19 protein-coding genes are annotated in these 24,694 nt (G+C 33.4%); 17 read left to right on the top strand and 2 right to left on the bottom strand.

Annotated features, from left to right (window positions below):
* Window positions 1-52: 52 nt before the first annotated feature.
* The 5 genes from C3E88_RS01745 (at window position 53) to C3E88_RS01765 (ending at window position 3,232) form a co-directional block, all read left to right on the top strand.
* Window positions 53-409, top strand: coding sequence for a GNAT family N-acetyltransferase (locus C3E88_RS01745; RefSeq protein WP_236908323.1), 357 nt, complete (start codon window positions 53-55; stop codon window positions 407-409).
* Between the two features lie 287 nt (window positions 410-696).
* Window positions 697-1,155 (top strand): cupin domain-containing protein, encoded by a 459-nt coding sequence (locus C3E88_RS01750; protein ID WP_236908324.1) that lies wholly within the window; start codon window positions 697-699, stop codon window positions 1,153-1,155.
* Window positions 1,156-1,489: 334 nt separating this feature from the next.
* Window positions 1,490-1,660 (top strand): YitT family protein, encoded by a 171-nt coding sequence (locus C3E88_RS12470; protein ID WP_236908325.1) that lies wholly within the window; start codon window positions 1,490-1,492, stop codon window positions 1,658-1,660.
* 193 nt (window positions 1,661-1,853) lie between these two features.
* Window positions 1,854-2,336, top strand: coding sequence for an RNA polymerase sigma factor (locus tag C3E88_RS01760; RefSeq protein WP_236908326.1), 483 nt, complete (start codon window positions 1,854-1,856; stop codon window positions 2,334-2,336).
* Window positions 2,336-3,232, top strand: coding sequence for a zf-HC2 domain-containing protein (locus C3E88_RS01765; RefSeq protein ID WP_236908327.1), 897 nt, complete (start codon window positions 2,336-2,338; stop codon window positions 3,230-3,232). Before C3E88_RS01760 ends, C3E88_RS01765 begins: the two co-directional genes overlap by 1 nt.
* Window positions 3,233-3,297: 65 nt before the next feature.
* On the opposite strand, the gene C3E88_RS01770 is transcribed toward C3E88_RS01765, so the two are convergent.
* On the bottom strand, window positions 3,298-3,894 hold the full coding sequence (locus C3E88_RS01770) for a vWA domain-containing protein (protein WP_236908328.1): 597 nt from the start codon (window positions 3,892-3,894) through the stop codon (window positions 3,298-3,300).
* Between the two features lie 95 nt (window positions 3,895-3,989).
* Here C3E88_RS01770 and C3E88_RS01775 point away from each other — a divergent pair, with 95 nt between their 5' ends.
* The 10 genes from C3E88_RS01775 (at window position 3,990) to C3E88_RS01820 (ending at window position 21,907) form a co-directional block, all read left to right on the top strand.
* The gene (locus tag C3E88_RS01775; RefSeq protein WP_236908329.1) at window positions 3,990-4,481 is read left to right on the top strand and encodes a hypothetical protein; all 492 of its coding nucleotides are present in this window, start codon (window positions 3,990-3,992) and stop codon (window positions 4,479-4,481) included.
* Window positions 4,482-4,725: 244 nt separating this feature from the next.
* A complete protein-coding gene (locus tag C3E88_RS01780) occupies window positions 4,726-5,814 on the top strand; it encodes a PfkB family carbohydrate kinase (RefSeq protein ID WP_236908330.1) in 1,089 nt (362 codons plus the stop codon).
* On the top strand, window positions 5,814-6,734 hold the full coding sequence (locus C3E88_RS01785; RefSeq protein ID WP_272878362.1) for a pseudouridine-5'-phosphate glycosidase: 921 nt from the start codon (window positions 5,814-5,816) through the stop codon (window positions 6,732-6,734). The genes C3E88_RS01780 and C3E88_RS01785 overlap by 1 nt, the downstream gene beginning before the upstream one ends.
* Window positions 6,735-6,820: 86 nt before the next feature.
* The gene (locus C3E88_RS01790) at window positions 6,821-7,327 is read left to right on the top strand and encodes a nitroreductase family protein (RefSeq protein WP_236908331.1); all 507 of its coding nucleotides are present in this window, start codon (window positions 6,821-6,823) and stop codon (window positions 7,325-7,327) included.
* Window positions 7,328-7,370: 43 nt separating this feature from the next.
* The gene (locus tag C3E88_RS01795; protein WP_236908332.1) at window positions 7,371-7,940 is read left to right on the top strand and encodes an HDIG domain-containing metalloprotein; all 570 of its coding nucleotides are present in this window, start codon (window positions 7,371-7,373) and stop codon (window positions 7,938-7,940) included.
* Window positions 7,941-7,984: 44 nt separating this feature from the next.
* Entirely contained in the window at window positions 7,985-8,248 is a 264-nt protein-coding gene (locus tag C3E88_RS01800; protein ID WP_236908333.1) for a YciI family protein, read from the top strand.
* A 124-nt stretch (window positions 8,249-8,372) separates the two neighbouring features.
* The gene (locus C3E88_RS01805) at window positions 8,373-9,554 is read left to right on the top strand and encodes a M20 metallopeptidase family protein (protein WP_236908334.1); all 1,182 of its coding nucleotides are present in this window, start codon (window positions 8,373-8,375) and stop codon (window positions 9,552-9,554) included.
* 22 nt (window positions 9,555-9,576) lie between these two features.
* Window positions 9,577-11,268 (top strand): phospho-sugar mutase, encoded by a 1,692-nt coding sequence (locus tag C3E88_RS01810; protein ID WP_236908335.1) that lies wholly within the window; start codon window positions 9,577-9,579, stop codon window positions 11,266-11,268.
* A 138-nt stretch (window positions 11,269-11,406) separates the two neighbouring features.
* Complete coding sequence (locus tag C3E88_RS01815) at window positions 11,407-13,812, top strand: sugar phosphate nucleotidyltransferase (protein WP_236908336.1); 2,406 nt, start codon at window positions 11,407-11,409, stop codon at window positions 13,810-13,812.
* Window positions 13,813-13,828: 16 nt separating this feature from the next.
* On the top strand, window positions 13,829-21,907 hold the full coding sequence (locus C3E88_RS01820; RefSeq protein ID WP_236908337.1) for a GH36-type glycosyl hydrolase domain-containing protein: 8,079 nt from the start codon (window positions 13,829-13,831) through the stop codon (window positions 21,905-21,907).
* A gap of 6 nt (window positions 21,908-21,913) precedes the next feature.
* On the opposite strand, the gene C3E88_RS01825 is transcribed toward C3E88_RS01820, so the two are convergent.
* Window positions 21,914-22,417 carry a hemerythrin domain-containing protein gene (locus tag C3E88_RS01825; protein ID WP_236908338.1) on the bottom strand — a complete coding sequence of 168 codons (504 nt, stop codon included), beginning with the start codon at window positions 22,415-22,417 and terminating at the stop codon, window positions 21,914-21,916.
* Window positions 22,418-22,608: 191 nt separating this feature from the next.
* Here C3E88_RS01825 and C3E88_RS01830 point away from each other — a divergent pair, with 191 nt between their 5' ends.
* Entirely contained in the window at window positions 22,609-23,973 is a 1,365-nt protein-coding gene (locus tag C3E88_RS01830) for an MATE family efflux transporter (RefSeq protein WP_236908339.1), read from the top strand.
* A gap of 100 nt (window positions 23,974-24,073) precedes the next feature.
* Window positions 24,074-24,643, top strand: a complete 570-nt coding sequence (locus tag C3E88_RS01835; RefSeq protein ID WP_236908340.1) for a xanthine phosphoribosyltransferase — start codon at window positions 24,074-24,076, stop codon at window positions 24,641-24,643.
* Window positions 24,644-24,694 lie beyond the last annotated feature (51 nt).

Consider the following 24,694-nt stretch of genomic DNA (forward strand, 5'->3'; position numbering starts at 1 on the left):
ACTGGTCCACCTTTAAAATATAATACCCCTATGAATAACTTTTTAGGGGGAGATGGAAGGTGATAAGACTGGACCAAAAAGCAGAAATATTAATGAAATCGATATTGATAATATGTCTGGTCATTTTAGAATATGTTTATTCGATAGTAAAAACTTTGGAAAAGGAATAGGGACTGAAGCTACCAAAATGACTTTAAAATTTGGATTTGAAGAATTAAATTTACACAGAATTGAATTAGAAGTGTTTTCCTTTAATGAGAGAGGATATAGAGCATATAAGCGTGTGGGGTTTGTAGAAGAAGGAAGAAAGAGAGAAGCAATATTTATTGAAGGAAAATACCACGATATTATAATGATGGGGATTCTCCAAGATGAATTTCTTAATCAAAAGAATGATTTGAAGTTTTAGCTAATGACACATAAATCTTATTATATAAACTAGAAAGAAAGGAGGGTTATAATAATGAAGAGAAAGCCAGATAAAGTTACAAAATTTTAGAGGATTTTACTAAATCCTATATTAAGAAAACAGAAGGTTTAGTAGATTTTAAATTTGGATTCAAAGTTGATGAAGATTTTTATATAGTTGATATTAGGGAAGATGGGACCTTTGACATAAGTAAATCCGATGAAATATTAGAAATATTTAGTTTTGTTACAGATACAAATACTCTAAAAAGAATATATTCAAAAGAAATGTCAGCCATGACAGCTATGGGTAGGGAATATTGGAGTGACAAAACCCCATTAGATTTTATAAATTTAGAAAAAATACCAGAAAATATTAATATATTTAAATTTATTTTTAGCTATTTTATTTTAGACCAACCAGAAAAAATTAAATTAGGAAAAGAACATGCACGAATTGTTCATGGTGGATATACTATTCCCATAGTTTATGATGAGGGGCTCCGAACTGGATGGTATAGAGTTGAAAAAGGTATGATTATTAATGAAGAAGAAAACCAACAAACAAATCCTTTTCCAACATTAGTTATTGCTATAAAAGGTAAAGGACAAGTTAAAATAGGTGATAAAGAGTATAGTTTTGAAGATGGATATGCCTATTATATAGATAAAAATGTTCACCATAGTTTCTGGACTGATGAAGAAGAATTAGAATTTATCATTATTATGTACGGTGAAGGAGCATAAATGGGGCTGCTTAGATAGCCCTTATATATCAATTTCTACAATCAGAGTCTTTTTTTACTCCACTGAATGCATAAAAAAACTTAAATATTGATACATCAAAACCCCTTGATTTCAAGGGGTTTTTTTATTTTTGTATTTAGCAGGTTTTAAAAAGTAATAAAAGTTCCTACAAAATGTATATTATAAGTTTTTTTAAAAAAATAAAATTAATGATTTTGGAATACAGATATTTATGTTAAAATTAATTCTGTAAACGATATTTTGTTTATATTATAACAAACTAATCATGTTTGCAAATAAAAATTGATTAGAATTAAATTTAGGGAGAGATAAAATGAGCGAAAGGACAAAGTCTTTTATTATAAATACATTTTTGTTAATTTTATTTTACTTTTTTATTGGGAAAGAATTTGGTATTAAAACCATATATGCAGCGTTCATTTTGTCACCTATGGTTGGAATACTAGAAAAATTATGTCCAATTAAACAATCATTGATGCAGTAATGCATTAGGGACGGTTCTTTTTGCATAAGGGTTCAGATCAAACTGTTTCCAATCAAAGATAGTTGTTATCCCTGAAAAGTTTTCAAAAAAGCTATCTAAAGGGGACAACCCCATAATTAAAGAATGAATAGTTTTTAAAAATTTATTGTAAGATAATTAGAGTCTGTGCGTCTTATATATAGGAGGTGAAAAAGTGACCGAATTAGAAAGCCTATATAGAGTTTATTTTCAAGATGTATATTTTTACATATTAGGTTTGTCAAAAGATGAGCATATAGCTGAAGATATTACCTCTGAAGCTTTTATTAAAGCTATTAAATCTATTGATACCTTTAAGGGAAATTGTGATATTAGAGTGTGGTTATGTCAAATTGCAAAAAATTGTTATTATTCCTATCTACGGAAAAACAAAAAACTTCTATTTACAGATAAGGAACCAGAGCATGTAAGTGAACTTAACATAGAACAATCAATTGTCTCTAAAGAGGATTCGATAAAAATCCATGAAATTTTACATAAGCTTAAAGAGCCATATAAAGAGGTGTTTTCACTACGTGTATTTAGTGAGTTAAGCTTCAAACAAATAGGATATCTCTTTGGGAAAAATGAAAATTGGGCCTGTGTCACTTATCACCGTGCTAGAAAGAAAATTCAAGAAGAAATGGAGGAGTATTAATGAAAATTACATGTAATGTAATTGAAGATCTCTTGCCTTTATACGTAGAAGGACTTACAAGTGATGATACTCGAGTTCTTGTAGAAGAACATCTTAAAACATGTATAGACTGTAGAAAACAGTTTGAATTAATTGAAAACCCTAAGGAAATTCCAATGGATACTAATGTAGAGCCATTTAAAAGGGTAGAAAGGAAGCTTTTTCGGGAACGAATTCAGATAATTGCTTTAACTATTACTTTAGTTTTAATAATTGTAATAACCAGTATAGCCTATCTTACATCTCCAAAATATCTGCCTTATTCTAGTGATATTATGTCCTTGACTGAACATGAGGACGGTAAAGTTATCATTACATTTGATGATGAAGTAGCTGGGTATGATATTAATAGACATGAGGCAGATAATAAGGAAGGTTATGTCTATCATTTAACTACTTGGAATACTATTTGGAATCAAGATATTTTTAAGAATAATGCACAAAGCATTATATTGAATCCAGATGGGGAGAAGGTTGTAGCAGTATACTATTATTCTACTGATGGAACGGGGGACATTTTAATTCATGGAAAGGATTTACTCGAAGGTGGTGGCGTAGTTACTTTACCTAGATTAGTTCTTGCATATTATTTTCTGTTAGCTATATTGCTGGCAATTTTGTTTGGAATTTTACTTTATAGGTATCGTAAGGAAGACAAAAGAAAATATGTATTGGAAAAGATTTTGCTATTACCCATATCCTATATCCTTGGACATTTTTGCATTAAAGGTTTTACAACTTCCTCATACTCAGCACAACGGGATTTCTTCGCAATTTTATTGTTGATGATTCCAATCTATTTCCTGTTTCTCCTTGCTATTAATTTTTATAGGAGAACAAAGAAGAGAAGAGGATGAGCTAGGCTAGCCATCTTGGGGAATAAAAGTAGGGAATGATATTGGAGGCTCATTCCCTACTTTATTTATTTTTTCCTATAATCTTTTCTCATCTCCGATACACTATCATGTACAACATCATACATGTGCTGAACGCCAGATTCTGAAGCTTCAAAGCTATAGGCATTGTTCTTGTGAATGCCAATATTATCTGCTTCTTTCCCAGTATCGATATTTGCACCAAGAAATATGAATTTCCAATCATATTTTTCCTGTTGATGCTTTATAAGCTGCTTTATCTTCTTATAAGTAAATTCATGGCTTGAATTTTCCATACCATCTGTTGTTATAATAAATATAATTTGGCCTGGTTTTTCATCTTCATTTGTTTTTGCTAATCTATGATTTACATCTACGATGGTTTTACCAACTGCATCTAGGAGGGCTGTACTGCCTCTTACATAATATTCCTTATCCGTTAGTTTTATTTCATTAGCATCAACGTCATTCCATAGTATTTCATATTCATGGTCAAATAGAACTGTTGTCACTATGGTCTTCCCTTTTAATCGTTTTTGCTTGTCAATAAAAGCATTAAATCCACCAATGGTATCATCTTCAAGGCCAGCCATGGATCCACTTCTATCTAGAAGAAAAATGATTTCTGTTAAATTTGTATCCATACTTATCATCCTTTCGATTTTACTATATAATATAATATAACAGAACATATCCATTATTTGGTCGCTTGATAAGCGACATTTAGGAGTGGGGCTTTATGCTTGATAAGAAACTTTTGTATGAATTACAAGAATATATAGATATTCATGTAAAAGAGGATAAAACTGAGTATTGCGAAAGTATGATACATCTTGATAAAATTCAATATGGAGAAGTACAAAAAGGTAAAATAAAGGATTTTATAAAGAACAAACGTAAGCCAAAATTTAATGAAATACTGTTTAATTTTATTGATGAAAAAGGTAGAACTGACTCAGAAGTTTACAAAAGAGCAGGAATTGACCGAAGACACTTTTCAAAGATACGATCTAATCCAGACTATTGCATTGGGAAAAACTCAGCTATTGCTCTTGCATTAGCTCTTGAACTAAATAAGAAGGAAACAGAAGAGCTATTGGGTGCAGCTGGTTATACTTTGTCAGATAGCGATATATTCGATCTAGTAATTCAATTTTGTATAGAGAAAAAAATATATAATATAGATGATGTTAATGAAGTTTTAGATTATTTAAATTTAAAGGTACTTTAAAGGTATTATCTAGTTTTTGCGGAAACTAAAGATAAGTATAAAGGTCTTTAGTTATAGCAGAAGCAATAACTTTAGAGTATTGTTTATCATTATATTAATGTAAAATAATTAAACTAGACAAATAAGTAAGCAAGTTAGTGCCGGGGATGGATACTTGTTCAATTGCTATTGACAAATATAAAAAATAATTTTATGATAAAACAAACAATAGCTTATAATCTAAGCAAACATTAAGGAGTTTCATATGACTAGAAGGGAAGAAGAAATACTAAAACTAATTTCTAAAAATCCAATGATATCCCAAAGGGAGGTTGCAGAAAGATTGGGAATTTCTAGATCTTCTGTAGCTGTTCACATTACTAATCTAATGAAAAAGGGATATATTTTAGGGAGAGGTTATATTGTGAAAGATAAACCTTATATAACCATAGTTGGAGGCGCCAATGTAGATATCATAGGTTTGCCCTATAAAAAGCTCAGAATGAAAGATTCTAATCCAGGTAATACTACCATATCTTTAGGTGGAGTTGGAAGGAATATAGGAGAAAACTTGAGTAGGCTTGGAATAGATACTAGGCTCATTACTGTTTTAGGTAATGATATCTATGGTAAGACTATAGTAGAAGAAGGGATAAAAATAGGGCTAGATATGTCAGAGTCCTTAATCCTTTTAGGGGAGGAAACATCTACCTACATAGCTATATTAGATGAAATAGGAGATATGAACTTGGCTATTTCGTCTATGGATATATTTGAACAGATGACTATATCCTTCATTCAAGAAAAAAAGGATCTCATAGAGAATTCCACCCTTTGTATAGTAGATACCAATATACCTGGAGAAGTTCTGGAATATATTGTGTTGAATTTCAATGTGGATTTCTTTTTGGATACGGTATCTACGACAAAAGCAGAAACGGTTAAGGATATGCTAGGCTATTTCCATACGATAAAGCCAAATAAGTTGGAGGCTGAAATACTATCGGGAATGGAAATAATAGATAATGGGGATTTGAAAAAAGTAGCTAGTTATTTCATAGATATGGGAGTTAAAAGGGTATTTATTACTTTAGGGGAAGATGGAGTATATTACCGTGATAGAAAAAAGGAGTTACATATGAAATCACCTGAGATATCTATTATAAATGCCACTGGTGCAGGGGATGCTTTTATGGCAGGACTAGCCTATTCCTATTTCAATGGATTAGATACAGAAAGCACTATAAAATTTTCTATAGGAGCATCAATTGTAACTTTAGAAAACGAAAATACCATAAATCAAAATATATCGGTAGAAAATATTGAGAAAAGAATAAAGGAGTTGGGACTATAATGAAAAAAAATATGGATATTAAGGAAGAGGTAATGAAGGCTTTAGAAGAAGGGAAACCAGTAGTGGCTTTGGAATCTACCATTATATCCCATGGAATGCCCTATCCTCAAAATGTAAAAACTGCAATGGAAGTAGAAAAGATAATAAGGGACAGGGGAGCAATTCCAGCTACCATTGCTATATTAGAAGGAAGAATAAAAGTGGGTTTAAATGAAGAGGAGATTGAATATCTAGGAAAGGCAAAGAATGTACACAAAGTCAGTAGAAGGGATCTACCTTTTATCCTATCCAAGGGTTTAAATGGTGCTACCACTGTAGCTTCTACTATGATTATAGCTAATTTAGCAGGTATAAAGGTGTTTGTCACAGGAGGTATAGGTGGGGTTCATAGAGGAGCAGAGAAGACCTTTGATATATCCGCAGATTTGCAGGAATTAGCCCACACCAATGTGACAGTAGTTTGTGCAGGAGCCAAATCCATACTGGATTTAGGTCTTACTTTAGAATATTTAGAGACCTTTGGAGTCCCTGTTGTAGGATTTAAAACCCATGAGTTTCCTGCTTTTTTTACTAGAAAAAGTGGATTTAGCGTAGACTATCAGGTAGAAGGGGAAGAGGAGTTGGCTAAAGCCATAAAGATTAAATGGGATTTAGGATTAGATGGGGGAATTGTAGTGGCCAATCCAATACCTAAAGAATATGAGATGGACATTAATATAATTGATCAGGCGATAAAAGATGCCTTAAAGGAGGCAGACACCAAAGGAATAACAGGTAAAGAGGTAACCCCTTTTCTACTAGACAAGGTAAAGAATATCACTGAAGGAAGAAGCTTAAAGTCCAATATAGAGTTAGTATATAATAATGCATTGGTAGGAGCTAATCTAGCTGTGGAATTAGAAAAATTGTATAGGTTGTAACTAGTAGTATGCCATCCTATTTCTACTTTTGCCCAATTTTTGATATAATATAGGCAATAATAATATTATTATAGGGGGTATATATAATGGATGTTTTATCAGCGATTGAAGGTAGAAGAAGTATTAGAAAATATAGTAATAAGTCTGTTGAAGAAGAAAAACTGCTAAAGGTTTTAGAGGCAGCTAGGCTTTCACCATCGGCAAGAAATCGACAGGAGTGGAAATTCATTGTTGTAAGAGATGATAAAACAAGGGAAGAGCTTACTGAAGCCATAGGTCAACCATTTGTTGGAGAAGCTCCAATAATTTTAGTTTGCTGTGGTACGGAATCAGAAGGGGTCATGAGAGGTGGTCAGCCAAGATATACTGTTGATTTATCTATTGCTACTGCATATATGATATTAGAAGCATATGAGCAAGGATTAGGAACTTGTTGGCTAGGTAGTTATGATGAAGGAAAAGTCAAGGAAGTTTTAGATATTCCAGAAGGAGTAAGAGTAGTTTCCATAACTCCATTAGGATATCCCGATGAATCACCCTCACCTAGGCCAAGGAAAGAGCTTGATGAGATCGTAAGTTATGATAGGTTCTAATAGTTAATATATTATATTAAAACAAAAGAAAAGAGGTGTGCCAGTGGAAAAGAAAGCTCCTACAAGGAGAGAAGCTTTTGAGCTTTTAAAGAAATACAATAATAGTGAAAGTTTAATAAAACATGCCTTAGCTGTAGAAGCTGTTATGGTACATTTTGCAGAACTACTAGGAGAAGAAGATATAGAGAAATGGGGGATTATAGGTCTTGTACATGATTTGGACTATGAGATGTATCCAGAAGAACATTGTAAGAGGACCGAAGAGATACTAGAAGAGGAAAATTGGCCAGAGGATTATATTAGGGCTATAATGAGTCATGGATGGAAAATATGTACCGATGTAGAGCCTATAGAGACAATGGAAAAGGTGTTATATACCGTTGACGAATTAACAGGGCTAATAAATGCCACTGCATTAATGCGTCCTACTGGGATATCTGATATGAAGGTAAAATCAGTAAAGAAAAAATGGAAGGATAAATCCTTTGCAGCTGGAGTAAATAGGGAAATAATTGCAGAAGGTGCAGAAATCCTTGGAATGGATTTAAACCAAGTCATTACAGAAACCATTGAAGGCATGAAGAAAGTGGCGGAAGAAATCGGGCTGAAGTAAATGTGATATAGAATAAATATAAGTATATAAAGGGAGGATATGAAATGATATTATATGCAGCAATTTTAGAGACTATAGATCCTGAAAAGGATGCTGAAGTATTAGATGAGCACAAAGCATACCTTAATAGATATATTGATGAAGGTAAAATATATGCTAAAGGACCATTTACAGATCATAGTGGTGGTCTAATAATTTACAATGTGGAAACTATTGATGAAGCCAAATCCATAATAGAAAAGGATCCAGTAATAAGAGAAAAATCTAGAACCTATAAACTAAAGGAATGGAGAAGCAATATAGAATAAATTTGAACAATACACCTTAAGGATGTCCTTAAGGTGTATTATTTGTTAGTTTTACCTCTTCTTTAGCCTACCAGTTTATGCTATAATATTAATGTATATTAGGTATAAACAGGAGGGAACTTGGTTGGAAAATAGCTATTTAATCTCTAAGGTTTCCGAAATAGAAGACTGGGTAATAAGTATTAGAAGGGATTTTCACCAGTTTCCAGAGTTAGGAATGGAAGAGTATAGAACTAGGGATAGGATTGTTGAATATTTAATAGAAATGGATATCGACCATTACATTGTAGCAAATACTGGAGTGGTAGGTATAATAAGAGGTAGAGAGTCTGGTAAGACGGTAGCCTTAAGGGCTGATATAGATGCCCTACCTATAGATGATAAGAAGGAAGTTCCTTATAGATCTAGGATAGAAGGAAAGATGCATGCCTGTGGGCACGACGCCCATACAGCCATATTGCTAGGAGTAGCAAGGATTTTAAAGGATATGGAAGAAGATATAAAGGGCAATGTAAAACTATTATTCCAACCAGCAGAAGAAACTGTAGGAGGGGCATTGCCTATGATTGAAGGGGGAGTATTGGAGAACCCCTATGTAGATGGAGTATTTGGTCTTCATGTAGACAATAGCCTTAAAACAGGGCAAATAGGTATCAAATATGGTCAAATGAAGGCTGCCTCCGATATGATTAAAATAATCATACATGGGAAAAATAGTCATGGAGCCTATCCTCAAAATGGAATAGATGCTATTTCCATAGCAGGACAAGTAATAGTAGCATTACAGACTATAGTAAGTAGAAACGTGGATCCTAGATCTTCAGCAGTGGTGACCCTTGGTACAATCGAAGGAGGATATGCTAGAAATATAATTGCGGATAAGGTGGAGATGGCAGGTATAGTTAGAACCTTAGATGAAAATGCCAGGGATTTAGTAATACATAAGGTAAAAACTATAGTTGAAGATATTCCAAAAGCTATGGGAGGTCATGGCGAACTCATAAGGACAGAAAGCTACACTGCTTTGCTCAATGATGATTCTATGGTAGATATAGTTAAGAAGAATGGAGTAAAGCTTTTAGGAATGGAAAATGTATATGAAATGCCCTATCCTAGCTATGGAGTAGAGGACTTTGCATATTTTACAGAAGAAAGGCCGGCAGTTTTTTTCCATTTAGGCTCAGGTAATGAACAAAAGGGAATTATACATAGTGGTCATACCCCTTACTTCGATATAGATGAGGAATGTTTATCAAGAGGCATACTATTACAAGTAGCAAATGTTCTAGAATTTTTAGATGACTAAATATGTTTTAGGAGGTTTTAATATGAATCATTTAGAAAAATACAACTATTGGTTAAAGGATGGATACTTTGATGAAGATACTAAAAGGGAGTTAGAGTCCATAAAAGGCGATGATAAGGAAATATTGGATAGATTTCATACGGATTTAACCTTTGGGACGGCAGGATTAAGAGGAAAAATTGGTGCCGGTACTAATAGGATGAATAGATACACTGTATCTTTAGCTACTCAAGGCTTAGCTGATACCATTAAAAGTAGGGGAAAAGATGCTATGAATAGAGGTGTAGCTATTGCTTATGACGTAAGACATTTTTCCAAGGATTTTGCTGAAATTGCCGCTGGCGTATTAGCAGCTAATGGAATAAGGGTATACCTATTTGATGATATAAGGCCTACCCCATTACTATCCTATACTATTAGGAGATTAGGCACTATTTCCGGTATAGTAATTACAGCTAGTCACAACCCTAAGGATTATAATGGATATAAAGTATATTGGGAAGAAGGTTCCCAAATACTCGATGATATAGCAGATGAAATTCTTAACAATATTAATCATGTAGGGGACTTTTCCAATATTAAGCTTATAGACCTAGAAGAAGGGGTAGATAAGGGTTTAATAAAATACATAGGAAAGGAAATAGATGACGAATATGTAGAGAAGGTAAAAGCCCTTGCATTAAATGAAAATATTGATAAAGATATAAAAATCGTATATACTCCTTTGAATGGTACAGGTAATAAATTGGTTAGGAGAGTTTTAAGAGAAAGAGGCTTTACCAACGTTATTGTAGTACCAGAACAGGAAAATCCAGATCCAGATTTTACTACAGTAGGTTATCCAAACCCAGAGGATATAAAGGCCTTTGACTATGCCAAGAAATTAGGTAAGGAAAAGGAGGCAGATATATTGATAGCTACGGACCCAGATTGTGATAGGGTAGCTTGCATGGTCAAAGATTCCAGTGGGGAATATATAGCTTTAAATGGTAATCAAACGGGAGCCCTGTTGGTAAACTATATATTGTCATCTAGACATAGGGACAATACTATACCTAAAAATGCAGCTATAGTTAAATCCATAGTAACAGGGGATTTAAGCAAGGCTATAGCTGAAAACTATAAGGTAGCTACCATAGAAGCTCTCACTGGCTTTAAAAATATATGTGGAAAGGCTAACGAATTTGACAGGAGTGGTGAATACACCTTCATAATGGGTTATGAGGAGAGCATTGGATATGTTTACGATACAATGGTAAGAGATAAGGACGGCGTTATTTCTTCTATGCTAATAGCGGAGATGGCAGCATATTATAAGACCCAAGGGAAAACCCTATTAGATGAGCTAGAAGATATATATAAGGAATATGGTTATTATTTTGAGAAGCTTATTTCCATAGTATTAGAAGGTATAGAAGGAAGTCATAGAATTGGAAGAATAATGGATTCCTTTAGAGATAGACCTATTACTAATATAGATGACATGAAACTTATAAAAACTATAGATTATTTGAAAGATGAAACAGGAAATCCAAAATCCAATGTTTTAAAATATTACTTTGACGATGGTTCCTGGTATGCAGTAAGGCCTTCAGGTACAGAACCAAAGATAAAGGTATATATCTATTCTAGAGATGGGGATAGAAAATCTTCACAAAATAAGATAAAGGCTATAGAAAAAGCTACCATGGATAGGATTGAATCAATAGAATAATATGTAAAATTATTAAAGCCTTCATTTTGGCACTTAGCTAAGATGAAGGCTTTTATTATGTATAATTTATACAATATTTCACAAAATACTCTTGTATAAGTATTTTATGGAGGAGTGATTACAATCAAAGGAGTTATTATGTCAGGAGGAATGGGTACTAGGCTTAGACCTCTTACTTGTCAATTGCCAAAACCAATGGTACCTATTTTCAATAAACCAGTTATGGAATATGGTATCGATCTTTTAAAGGAACATGGAATACATGATATAGCTGTTACCTTACACTACCTTCCTAACAAAATAATGGAGTATTTTGATGATGGAAAGGAGTTTGATGTTAATCTTAAATATTATATTGAAAATGAGCCCTTAGGTACTGGTGGTAGCGTAAAAAATGCCCAGGAATTTCTAGATAGTACTTTTATTGTTATAAGTGGAGATGCTTTCACCAATATAGATTTAACAAAAGCCTATGAATTCCATAGGGAAAAAGGTTCTAAAGCCACATTGGTTTTAAAAAGGGAGCCAATTCCATTAGAATACGGAGTAGTTATTACTGATGATTATGGAAGAATCATAAGGTTTTTAGAGAAACCTAGCTGGGGAGAGGTTTTTAGCGATACTATCAATACGGGGATTTATATATTGGAACCAGAGGTGCTAGATTACTATAACAAGGGAGATAATTTTGATTTTAGTAAGGATTTATTTCCCCGCCTATTAAAGGATGATATACCTATGTACGGTTATGTAGCAGAGGAGTATTGGTGTGATGTAGGCGATCTATCTACCTATATAGAAACCCATGTTGATATTTTTTCTGATACTAGAGAACATTATTTACTAGGAAGGGAAAAACATGAGCAAATCTGGATAGAAAGAGGTACTACTATAGAAAAAGGTGCAAAGTTACATCCTCCTCTATACATAGGTAAAAATTCTTTGATAAGGGAAGGGGCTATTATAGAACCCTACACAGTAATTGGGAACAACTGTGTAATAAACAGAGGCACTTCCATCAAGAGGAGTATATTATGGGACAATGTAAACATTGGAGAAAACTGTGAAATAAGAAAATCTGTCATATGTAATCATGTTTATTTAGATAGCCGCAGTAGGCTATTTGAGGGAGTAGTGGTAGGTGCCCATTCTAAAATATATCAGGATACTACCATAAAACCTGATGTCAAGATATGGCCCTATAAGACTGTAGATAAAACTGTTACGGTAAAGGACAATTTAATATGGAGGGATGCAGCTAACAAGAAACTGTTTGGATATAGGAATATATCAGGGATATTTAATCAAAATATAACTCTAGAGATGGCTGTTAGTTTAGGTACTGCTTTTGCCACTATTATGGAGCCGGGAGGAAGTTATATAGTCAGTAGTGATGAACACAATTTGTCTAAATCTATGAAGTATTCAATAATATCTGGTGTGCTTTCAACGGGTAGCCAGGTTATCGATATAGATTATAGCACTATACCTATATGTAGATTTGGAATTAGATACTTTAGTAGCCATGGGGGAATACATATAAGTTCTCATGGGGAGGATGATATATATATAGAGTTTTTAGATGAAAAAGGAGTTAATATCGATAAAAATAAGAGGAGAAAAATTGAAAACTCTATTGTAATAGGGGATTTTAAAAGATGCTCTGGTGATGACATTAAGGACATAGTGAAAGTACAAAATTTTTCCAAGGTTTATTTTAGCGGAGGAAAAACTCACTTAAAGAACATAGAAAAGATCAAAAATATAAGACCTAAATTGATCATAGCATCCCCCTCAAAAAATATTTGCAAATTGGCGGAAGAGTATTTAAAAGGGATAGGCTGTAAGGTAAGAACACTGCCCTACAGGAATGGACTGACCATGGAGGATATAGGAAGTATGGTGTTAGAGGAGGATGGGGACTTAGGAATACTATATTCTAGGGATGGGGAAAGGATAGCACTAACAGATGGGTTTAACAATGTCCAGGATGAAAAATACCATCTATTAACCTTGAGCTTAGGTTTTAAGTCTGGGGATTTGAAGGAGGCAGTTATTCCCTATAATTTCCCAAGGATTATAGAGAAGATAGCAGATGAGTATAAAGCCTACATTAACTATAGTAAATCCAATATATCGGATATTATTGGCACTATGGTAGATAAAAACATATCCACTCAATATATACTAAATTTTGACGGAATTTGGGCTACTGGAAAAATAATAGATTATCTTGTAGGTGAAGATATTGCTTTAAATAAGTTGGTACAACAGTTGCCTGAGTACTATTATCTAAAAAAGGAGATCTCCTGCAAATGGGACGATAAGGGCAATATCCTTAGAAGACTAACTGAAGATAGACAACAGGGAATTGAGCTAATAGAAGGTGTTAGATTTATAGAGGATAGGGGATGGGCTATGATTGCTCCTGATGAAGAAAAGCCAGTATTTAACCTATATATTGAAGGCTATGATGAAGAATATGCAGAGGAGCTATGGACCTTATATGATGACAAGATAAGAAAATTGATTAAAGGCTTTTAATGAAAGGAAGAAGGATATGTGGCGAAGGTTCGACTTTAAAAAGAATAGAAATTCTATTGTTATAAAGGATATAGATTTAGATCGAGATAGATTAGTAGAGCATGGAGAACAGATAGGTGAAATATATAAAACCAACAGAAAAGTTAATGTAAAGAGGTTTCTTAAAAATAGATTGGATGCTAGCTTCAAGGAAATTGAAGGAATTTATTTGTATTTTAATAAAAATACGGACAAAGAACTGCCGAAGGGAACAGAATGGCTTCTAGATAATTTTTACATAATCGAGTTAGTCTACAAACAATTGAAATTTAGTTTAAAAGATGAAAAAAACATGAGGGTAAGGATTATAGAAGGAGAACCATTAAAGGGCTACCCCTTGGTATATATCCTAGCACTAGAACTAATATCCCACTCAGGAGGCAATATTACAGAAGATAGCATTGAAGGATTTGTCAATGGATTTCAGAAGGAAGAAGTATTAACATTAGAGGAGATACACTATTTACCTACCTTTATTACCCTAGGTTTGATAGAGTATATTAGAGATATTTCATCAAACCTATTTCATACATATAAGATATGGGAAAAGGTTGAAGAAATCAATCTTGAAAAAAATCTAAAGGAGATCCTAGATGAAATACATGTCATAGACACTAGAAAAATAGAAAGGTTAGTAAGGAAAATAAGAGAAGAAGGTGAAAACCTTTCATGGGCATTAGAGGCCATTGATAGAAAATTAGACTATATAGGTTATAGTATCAAGACTATATTAGAAAGGGAATACATACGTCAGTCTAAATACAAACTATCTTTAGGCTATGGCATAGGTTCCTTGAGGGATATTTCCTCCCTAAATTGGGAACGTATATTTGATACCTTATCTGTTGTTGAAAGTATATATAAGGCAGATCCTTTAGGTGTATATGAAAGTATGGATTTATCCTCTAAAGCTTATTATAGATATGAAACTCAAGTATTAGCAGAGCGGTTTAAAGTACAAGAGATCTTTTTATCCAAAAAGATATTAGAACTTGCAAAGTTAGAATGGGATAAGGGTTGCAGGGATAAAAAAGCCCATATTGGATATTACATTCTAGATAGGGGGAGAGAAGAGCTTTTTAGTTTCTTTAAAAAAGAGAATAAGACCTATGGAGTCTATTTAGGGAAATATGCTTATTATTATTTCCCTATTATTTTACTATGGATTTGTGTAGCCTCCATACTAAGTTTATATGGTTATACTAGAGGAAACATCTACTGGGGTATACTAATTTTTATAATAATATCTATACCCTTATTAACTATTTCTACAAATGTAGTTAACTACCTGTTTTCAAAAATGCATAGGCCTAGAATGCTTCCCAAATTGGACTTCAAAGGTGAAATTCCTGAAAAACATAGCACTTTTGTAGTCATCCCAACTTTACTACCTAGTGTAGATCGTGTTGAAGAACTGTTTAAAAACCTAGAAGTATATTATCTTTCTAATAGGGAAGAGAATATTTATTTTGGAATAGTAGGGGATTTTAAGGACGGAGATAGTGAAGTAATAGAATCTGATGAAGAAATACTCAATAAGGGTATTGAAATGGCACAGAAATTAAACGATAAGTATGGAAAGGGAAAGGAGATATTTTACTATCTCCATAGGAAAAGGATACATTCTAAAACTCAAGATAAATGGATGGGTTGGGAAAGAAAAAGGGGAGCTTTGGTAGAGCTTAATGAAATATTGTTGGGAGGGAAGAATACTAGTTTTAATACCATATCAGGAGATATAACCAAAATACAGGGAAAAATTAGTTATGTACTTACTTTAGATGCAGATACCAAACTGCCTATAGATGGGGCAAAGAAATTAATAGGCACCATAGCCCATCCATTGAATAGGGCAGTAGTAGACGAAGAAAGAAATAGGGTAATAGAAGGGTATGGAATTATTCAGCCTAGAATGCTGATAGATATAGAAAGTAGCAACAAATCACTATTTACTAGAATATTTGCAGGTGTAGGAGGAATAGATCCTTATAGTACTGCTACCTTTGATATATATCAGGATTTATTCGGAGAGGGAATATTTACAGGTAAAGGCATATATGATTTAAAAGCTTTTCAAAAATGCTTAGCTACTATTCCAGAAAACGCTGTATTAAGCCATGATCTATTAGAAGGTAGCTATATTAGGGCAGGTTTAGCTACAGATATAGGATTAGTTGATGGATACCCAGAGAAATACAGCTCCTATATTATGAGACAACACAGATGGGTTAGAGGGGATTGGCAATTGATTAGATGGCTAAAAAAGCCATATAGTAATCATATAAATTCCCTTTCTAAATGGAAGATATTAGACAATATGAGAAGGAGCCTATTACCTATATTTTTACTATTGACTTTTATTCTTGGTTTATCTTTGTTTCCAGGAAATACATCCATATGGTTAAGTCTCTCTATGGTTACATTGTTTCTACCTATTATCAATATGGGTTTAGATACCATATTATACAAAAGGTTTAAGATGCAAAAGGTGAAGTTAAATGGGGATCTTATCCTAGGGTACAAGACCTATTTATATCAAGGGATTTTATCTTTGATGTTTTTGCCCCATGAGGCTAGGATGATGTTGGATGCAATAGGAAGAACTATCTATAGGGTATTTGTATCCAATAAAAACCTGTTGGAATGGACAACAGCTTTTGATATGGAAAAAAGACTTGATAACAGTCTTTCCAGCTATATGAAGAGGATGAATGAAAATATTATTGTCTCTTTGCTATTACTTATTCTAACCTATTTATTTAATCCAAATAGGCTCTGGATAAGTGGTGTAATTGCTTTATTGTGGTTAGTAGGGCCCTTAGTAGCCTACAATATCAGCAAAGAGGATGTAGAAACTATGGAAGTTGATGGAGAAAATTTGAAATTACTCTACGAGATTGGAAGGAAGACTTGGGAATATTATCAAACTTTTACCGACGAGAAGAACAATTATCTTCCTCCCGATAATTTTCAGGAATATCCTTATAATGGAGTAGCCAACAGAACATCTCCTACTAATATAGGTTTTTACCTTTTAGCTATATTATCTAGTAGGGATTTAGGATTTATCACTACTGGGGAGATGGTGGACTTGGTAGGCCTTACCATAAACACTATGGAAAAGATGGAAAAATGGGAAGGGCATTTATATAATTGGTATAATACCGAGACCCTAGAACCCTTAATGCCAGTATTTGTATCGACAGTGGATAGTGGAAATTTAATATCTTATCTAATAGTATTAAAGGAAGGACTAAAGGAGTATGTTATAGGTCCTCTAGCTGATAGTGAATTAGACGAGGAACTAGTATTAAAAGCTATGGATTTAATAGATAGGATAGAAGGGCTAATAGATGCTACTAAATTTTATCCCCTATATGATGCAACTAAAGATTTATTCTACATAGGTTACGATGTAGGAGAAAATAGGCCTTTGAAATCCTATTATGATCTATTGGCCTCTGAAGCTAGGATTTCGTCCTATATCGCTATTTCTAGAAGAGAAGTGCCCTTAGAACATTGGAATAGACTAGGGAAATCTTTGATTATGGAGAATGGGTATATATCGCTAGCTTCTTGGTCTGGCACCATGTTTGAATATTTGATGCCTACACTGTTACTGAAAAACTATAAAAACACCTTATTAGATGAAACCTATAAAACATCTATCAGGATACAAAGAATCTATGGTAATTATCACAATATACCTTGGGGGATTTCAGAATCTGGTTTTTTCGCCTTTGATAGTCAGTTGAACTACCAGTATAAGGCCTTTGGAGTGCCAGCTTTAGGTTTTAAGCGAGAATTGAAAGATGAATTGGTAGTATCCCCATATTCTACCTTTTTAGCCCTGAAATTTGATTATAAGGAGGCATTTAAAAATATTAGTAAGCTTGAAAAGGAAGGATTAGAAGGTCCATATGGGTTTTATGAAGCCATAGATTATACCGATTGGAGATTACCTATTCATATGGATAGGGGAATTGTAAAATCCTATATGAGCCATCACCAGGGGATGATATTCATTGCCATAAACAACTTCATAAATAAGGATATAATGATAGATAGATTCCATAGGGATCCTCAGATGAGATGTGGTGAACTATTATTACAAGAAAAAATTCCTATAAACCCCATTATATCTAAGGAAAAAGAAAGCTTAGAAGAAATAAGAGTAATACCTAAAAAAGAATTACAATGGAAGAGTAGGGTATATTCAAAAGAGCATCTATCTAAAATAAAGTGTCATATGCTATCTTCAAGTACCTACTCTGTAATGATAAACAATAGAGGGGAGGGCTTTTCTAAGGATCAGGATATATTTATTAACCGATGGAGAAAAGACTATCTGTCTACTCCCTATGGGCAATTTATATATATAAAGGATGTAGCTAACAATGGTATATGGTCTACCGCCTATGCCCCCGTATATAAGGAGCCGGATCTATATGAAGTAGAGTTTTCCAATTATAAAGCTAGATTTTATAGAAGGGATGATGATATAGAGACTATAATGGATATATTTCTTCTCCCAGAGGAACTAGGGGAAATTAGAAAGGTAATCTTAAAAAATAGCGGAGATAGGGAAGCTATATTAGAAACCACAAGCTATTTTGAAACCACGGGTTCCACTATGGATTCAGATTTAGCTCACCCTGCTTTTAACAATCTATTTGTTAAAACAGAAGTCTTAGAGGAGCAACATGGAATATTATCCTATAGGAGGAAAAGGGAGGATAGGCTTCAGGATTATTGGGTTGTCCATGGCATGAAGTCCTTCCTTGAGGAGGAATATAGATTTCAATATGAAACTAGTAGAGCAAACTTTATAGGAAGGGGGAACTCATTAAAAAGACCAAAGGGAATTGTTAAGGGTCTTAGCAATACAACAGGGGTAGTACTAGATCCTATTATGAGTCTAAGCACTAAAATAAAATTACAGCCTAATGAAGAAAAGGAAGTATACTATATAACTGCTTTAACCCATAGTAGACAGGAAGCTATTGATATACTGAAAAAATATTCTACTAAGGAGAACATTAAACGGGCTATAGACCTTTCGAAGACTAAAAGTCAGACGGAAATAGGGTACTTAAATTTAAATCACCAAGATGTGGAATTTTACGAAGAGTTATTACCCTATTTATTCTATATAGATGAAAATACTAAGTTTACGTATGAATATTTGCTAAAAAGGAATGTAAAAGGTAAAGAAGGTTTATGGGCTCAGGGTATATCAGGGGATAATCCTATAGTTTTAATTGCCATTAAATCCATAGAGGGAATAGAAACTGTCATAAAGTTAATAGATGCCCACGAATATTGGTCTTATAAGGGGCTAAAAGTAGATTTAGTCATATTAAATGAAGATGAAAGCATTTATTATCAACCGTTATTTGAAAATATAAGGGAGATAGTATATAGCAAGAGAGGAAACGTAGTGGATATTCCTGGAGGAATATTTATTAGGAATAAGAATACCCTTACAGAGGAGGACGAATTCCTATTATATAAATGGTCTAGACTTGTCATTAAAGCTGAGAGAGGAATAGTTACAAAAATCAAAGATGAAGAGGAAATACCTAATAAGAAATTTAATGAGAATTTAGAAGTGTACCCAGTAAGCACAAAGAACTTGAAATTAAATTACTTTAATGGATATGGAGGATTTTCTAATGGAGGTAAAGAGTACATCATTAGATTGACTAAGGGTTTAAATACCCCATTACCCTGGATAAATGTAATTGCAAATAAAGAGTTTGGGTTTATAGTAGACGAATTAGGTACAGGGTTTAGTTGGTGTCAAAATAGCAGGGAAAACAAATTGACCCCTTGGTATAATGACCCCCTGGTGGGGAAATCTGGAGAAATAATATACATAATGGATGAATACACGGGAGAAGTGTTTACTATTACACCATATCCTATCAGAGATGAAAATGATTATATAATTACCCATGGCCAAGGCTATACCTGCTTTTCTCACGAGAGCCATGGTATAGAACAAAAACTTACCATGTTTACTCCTATGGAAGATAATATAAAGATAAACCTAATTAGCTTAAAAAATCAAACGGCAAGAGATAGAAATATAAGTTTAGTCTACTATATTAGGCCAGTGTTGGGGGTAACAGATGAAGAGACGGAAAATCTATTGGAAACCGGCATAAAGGAAGAGACAATGTTTATAAACAACTCTACTAATAGTGAGTTTAAAGATAGTACAATTTTTATGGGTACATCTGAGAAGTTGCAGTCCTATACTGGTGATAGGAAGGAGTTTTTAGGGAATTTTCCTTCCTATGAAAATCCAGATGGACTTAAAAGGGAAAGATTGTCCAATACAGTAGGTATGGGATATAACCCATGTGGTGCTATTAAAATAAATATAAATATCCCTCCAAAATCTGAAAAAGAAATAGTTTTTTTATTAGGAGAGGAGAAGGATTTAGATAGGGGACTTAGTCTTATTAACAAATACACCAATATCCAAAGGGCAAAGGAAGCTTTAGAAGATGCTAAAGCTTTTTGGGATGGTATATTGTCAAAGATTCAGATACAAACTCCAGATAAGACCATGGACTATATGATGAATAACTGGCTAATATATCAAACTATAGTATGTAGAATATGGGGAAGGGCAGGTTTTTATCAAGTGGGAGGAGCTTTTGGAGCTAGGGATCAGATGCAAGACGTGGTAAATGCCCTTTACCATATACCAGAAAAGACTAGGAAGCAAATTGTTAGAAATTGTAAACATCAATATGAAGAGGGAGATATCCAACACTGGTGGCATCCTATACCAGATAGTGAGGTTCACAAGGGGATTAGGAGTAGATATTCTGATGATTTACTTTGGCTACCTTTAGGGGTGGCAGAATATGTGTTGGTAACAGGGGATGACAGTATACTTAAGGAGAAGGTACCTTTTATAGAAAGTCCCATATTAAAGGAAACTGAATATGAAAGATATGAGGTTCCAAAGCTGTCTGAAGAAGTAGGAACTGTGTATGAACATTGTATTAGATCCATTGAAAAATCCTTAAACTTTGGGGAAAGAGGTTTACCACTTATGGGGGGAGGAGATTGGAATGATGGCATGAATAAGGTAGGATACAAGGGAAAGGGTGAGTCTGTATGGTTAGCTTGGTTTTTAGCTACAGTCCTTAAAGCTTTCATTCCTATTTGTGAAAGGGTAGGGGATATAGATAGAGCTAAAAAATATGAAGTTATAATACTTGAGTTAAAGAAGTCTATAGAAGCCAATGCTTGGGATGGAGAGTGGTATAAGAGAGCATTTTTTGATGATGGTAGTCCTATAGGTTCTAAGGAGAATAGCGAATGTAGAATAGATTCCATATCCCAATCTTGGTCAGTTATTTCAAACTTGGGGGATAGGAAAAGGGCAGAGACAGCATTAGCATCGGTAGAAAAATATTTAGTAGATAAAGAATCAGGTATTGTGGCTTTATTGACACCTGCTTTCGATAATACAGAATTGGATCCAGGATATATAAAATCTTATGTACCAGGAGTAAGGGAAAATGGAGGCCAGTATACTCATGGAGCAACTTGGGTTATTAAAGCTTTTGCCATGTTAGGAGAGGGAGATAAGGCTTATGGATTATTTAGTATGATAAACCCAATTAACCATTCTAGAACTTTCATAGAATGCGCCACTTACAAGGTAGAACCCTATGTGGTAGCAGCTGATGTATATACTAATCCTCAACATCTAGGGAGAGGGGGCTGGACTTGGTATACTGGTTCATCTGGTTGGATGTATAAAGTAGGTCTAGAAGATATATTAGGATTTAGGGTAGAAAAGGATAAGTTATTCTTGGATCCATGTATACCTAAAAATTGGGAAGGATTTAGTATAAAATATAGATATAAAAACACTGAATATAATATAGAAATAAAAAACCCCTGTAAGGTAAATAGGGGAGTAAGTAGTATAATAGTAGACGGGGTAACTATAGATAAAGACTATATTAGTCTGATTGACGATAAAGTAAAGCATTTTGTTGCAGTGGAGTTAGGAAACAAGGGATAAGATATCTTATCCCTTGTTTTTTAATCTTGAAAACAGTATATCCCTTTCCAAATGATTATGGTCTAATATATTAGCTTCTAAGTCTTTTAATTTTTTATAAGCTTTATCATAGGTAGGACAACCATCTTCTGGAGCTTTATATCCGTTGGTTATTTCCCTTAATTCTTTTAGCATACTTTTCGTTTCTTCTTCTATAGCTTCTAGTTCATCAATGCTATAAAATATTTCATCTAACAGTTCTTTTGAAGGCCTTCTATCATAATATTTTATAACAGGAAAGATGTTGGTCTCCTGTTTTATCATATGTTGAATTAAGTTGATTTGAATTATATGAAATATTCTATGAACTTTTAAAAGCTCCTTATGATCCTGCCCATGAACTTTTAAAATAGTAGTAGTTAGCATACTAAGTTGGGTCATTTCCTTTTTGAAATATTTATGGTGTTTCTCCACTATATGATTTACCATATAGGTAAAGGATCTATTGTTCCAATCAGTTTTCTTTTCCATCATCATACCTCCAAGTTTAAGTTTTAATTATAGTTTACCAATAATCATAGAGAAAATATTTGATTTATATCAAAAAGTAGCTTTGAAACCCTAATATATTTTCTGAATATCTATTCAAATGTGGAAAAATATGATAGAATCATAAATATTAACGCAAAAAACAATAGGGGTATTTGACTGGGGGATTTATTATGAAATATATAAATAAAGATAAAGGTTTTTATGGAGAAATGATATCTATAGCTTTACCTATAACATTACAAAACTTAATTGCATCATCAGTTAACATGTTGGATACTTTGATGATTACCAGCTTGGGGCAGGAAAGTCTTGCTGCAGTAGGGCTTGCAAACCAAGTTTTTTTCTTTTATGCAGTGACTATATTTGGAGTAGCTACAGGTTCCTCCGTATTTATCTCTCAGTTTTGGGGGAAAAAGGATATCAAGAATATAAGAAAAATAATAGGATTATCCCTAACCATTAGTGGTATTATAGGTGTTATATTTACATTGGGAGGATTGTTAATACCTGATAGGATAATGATGATATTTAGCAAAGATATAGAGGTAATAGAATTAGGATCGGAGTATTTAAGAATAGTTGCCTTTAGCTATATAATTACGGGATTTAGTTCTACCTATGCTATTGCGTCTAGAAGTATTGGACAAGCCAAAATGCCAATGGTGGTAAGCTTAGTATCTTTTGTATCCAATGGAGTATTGAACTACTTGTTTATATTTGGTAAGCTAGGTTTTCCGGCATTAGGAATAAAAGGTGCGGCTTATGGTACATTAATAGCCAGATTGATAGAGATAGTCCTGATACTATATTCTATATATTCAGATGATGGTCCATTAGCTGGTAATCTAAAGGAAATGACCCAATGGAACAAGGATTTTGCAAAAAGATATTTTAACACTGCTTATCCAGTTATAATAAGCGAAGCGCTTTGGTCTTTAGGAACTGTATTTTATTCTATAGCTTATGCAAAAATAGGAACAGAAGCTACTGCAGCAGTTCAAATATTAAACACGGTGCAAAATGTGTTTATGGTTATGACAAGGGGCTTAGCAAATGCTTGTACTGTAATGGTTGGTAGTAGGATTGGGGCTGGTGAAGAGGACTTAGCTATTGATTATGCTAATAGGTTTTTGAGACTATCTGTTGTGTTAGGATTAGGTTTAGGGGGTATACTATATTTTGGGTCGGATGTCATACTCAAGGTATTTAGAAATTTGACACCAGAACTATATGCTACATCAAAAAAATCATTAACAGTATTATCTTTATTTTTCTTTATTAAGGTATTTAACGCAACTATGATGGTAGGTGTTTTTCGTGGTGGTGGAGATACTAAATTTTCTATGTTATTGGAAATGGGGGCCGTGTGGTTTGTTGGAGTGCCGTTAGCTTTTTTAGGTGCAACGGTTTTTAAACTTCCACTACATCAGGTATTAGTTTTAGTATATATGGATGAAGCGGTTACAGCCATAGTTGGATTACCTAGAATAGTTTCAAAAAAGTGGGTAAAAAATGTAATTCAGGATATGGGTTAATAAGTGAAAATGGAAGCTTTTTAAGCTTCTTTTTTATTTGATTTTTTAAATTTATTATTATAAAATTCTACTTAAGGTCAATATTTGAAGGAGGGTAGCTATGGAGCTTTTGAAACAAAGGATATTAAAAGATGGTACCTTGGAAGAGGGCAATATATTAAAGGTAGATAGTTTTTTAAACCATCAATTAGATGTAGAATTGCTTAACGAGATTGGAAAAGAGCTAAAGAGACGATTTAGCAGAGAGAAAATTGATAAAATTCTAACGATTGAGACTTCAGGCATTGCTATTGCTGTAATTGCAGCACAATATTTCCACGTACCAGTGGTATTTGCAAGGAAGACCGATTCTAAGACTATGGATAAGGATATATATGAAAGTACCGTATATTCTTACACTAAAGAAAAAAATTATACTATAAGAGTAGCTAAAAGATTTTTAGAAAAGGGAGAAAATATATTATTAATCGATGATTTTCTAGCTAGAGGAAGGGCTATGGAAGGATTAATAGAGATATTGAGGCAAAGTGATTGTAATTTGGCAGGAATAGGTATAGTAATAGAAAAGGGTTTTCAGGAAGGCGGGAAAAACCTAAGGGATAGGGGTATCAAATTGGAATCCTTGGCAATTATCGATGAATCTATGGATGGTGAAATTACTTTTATGTAAATATTAGTTGTTTTAATTATATTGAATATAGAAAAGGGTTGTGGTATATTA

Source organism: Clostridium sp. Cult3, assembly GCF_021655115.1.
Classification (GTDB): Bacteria; Bacillota; Clostridia; order Tissierellales; family Tepidimicrobiaceae; genus PPXY01.

Coding starts and splice junctions, on each gene's coding strand:
- C3E88_RS01745 (WP_236908323.1), top strand. CDS start 53: ATGGAAGGTGATAAGACTGGACCAAAAAGCAGAAATATTAATGAAATC.
- C3E88_RS01750 (WP_236908324.1), top strand. CDS start 697: ATGTCAGCCATGACAGCTATGGGTAGGGAATATTGGAGTGACAAAACC.
- C3E88_RS12470 (WP_236908325.1), top strand. CDS start 1,490: ATGAGCGAAAGGACAAAGTCTTTTATTATAAATACATTTTTGTTAATT.
- C3E88_RS01765 (WP_236908327.1), top strand. CDS start 2,336: ATGAAAATTACATGTAATGTAATTGAAGATCTCTTGCCTTTATACGTA.
- C3E88_RS01770 (WP_236908328.1), bottom strand. CDS start 3,894: ATGGATACAAATTTAACAGAAATCATTTTTCTTCTAGATAGAAGTGGA.
- C3E88_RS01775 (WP_236908329.1), top strand. CDS start 3,990: ATGCTTGATAAGAAACTTTTGTATGAATTACAAGAATATATAGATATT.
- C3E88_RS01780 (WP_236908330.1), top strand. CDS start 4,726: ATGACTAGAAGGGAAGAAGAAATACTAAAACTAATTTCTAAAAATCCA.
- C3E88_RS01785 (WP_272878362.1), top strand. CDS start 5,814: ATGAAAAAAAATATGGATATTAAGGAAGAGGTAATGAAGGCTTTAGAA.
- C3E88_RS01790 (WP_236908331.1), top strand. CDS start 6,821: ATGGATGTTTTATCAGCGATTGAAGGTAGAAGAAGTATTAGAAAATAT.
- C3E88_RS01800 (WP_236908333.1), top strand. CDS start 7,985: ATGATATTATATGCAGCAATTTTAGAGACTATAGATCCTGAAAAGGAT.
- C3E88_RS01810 (WP_236908335.1), top strand. CDS start 9,577: ATGAATCATTTAGAAAAATACAACTATTGGTTAAAGGATGGATACTTT.
- C3E88_RS01815 (WP_236908336.1), top strand. CDS start 11,407: ATGTCAGGAGGAATGGGTACTAGGCTTAGACCTCTTACTTGTCAATTG.
- C3E88_RS01820 (WP_236908337.1), top strand. CDS start 13,829: ATGTGGCGAAGGTTCGACTTTAAAAAGAATAGAAATTCTATTGTTATA.
- C3E88_RS01825 (WP_236908338.1), bottom strand. CDS start 22,417: ATGGAAAAGAAAACTGATTGGAACAATAGATCCTTTACCTATATGGTA.
- C3E88_RS01830 (WP_236908339.1), top strand. CDS start 22,609: ATGAAATATATAAATAAAGATAAAGGTTTTTATGGAGAAATGATATCT.
- C3E88_RS01835 (WP_236908340.1), top strand. CDS start 24,074: ATGGAGCTTTTGAAACAAAGGATATTAAAAGATGGTACCTTGGAAGAG.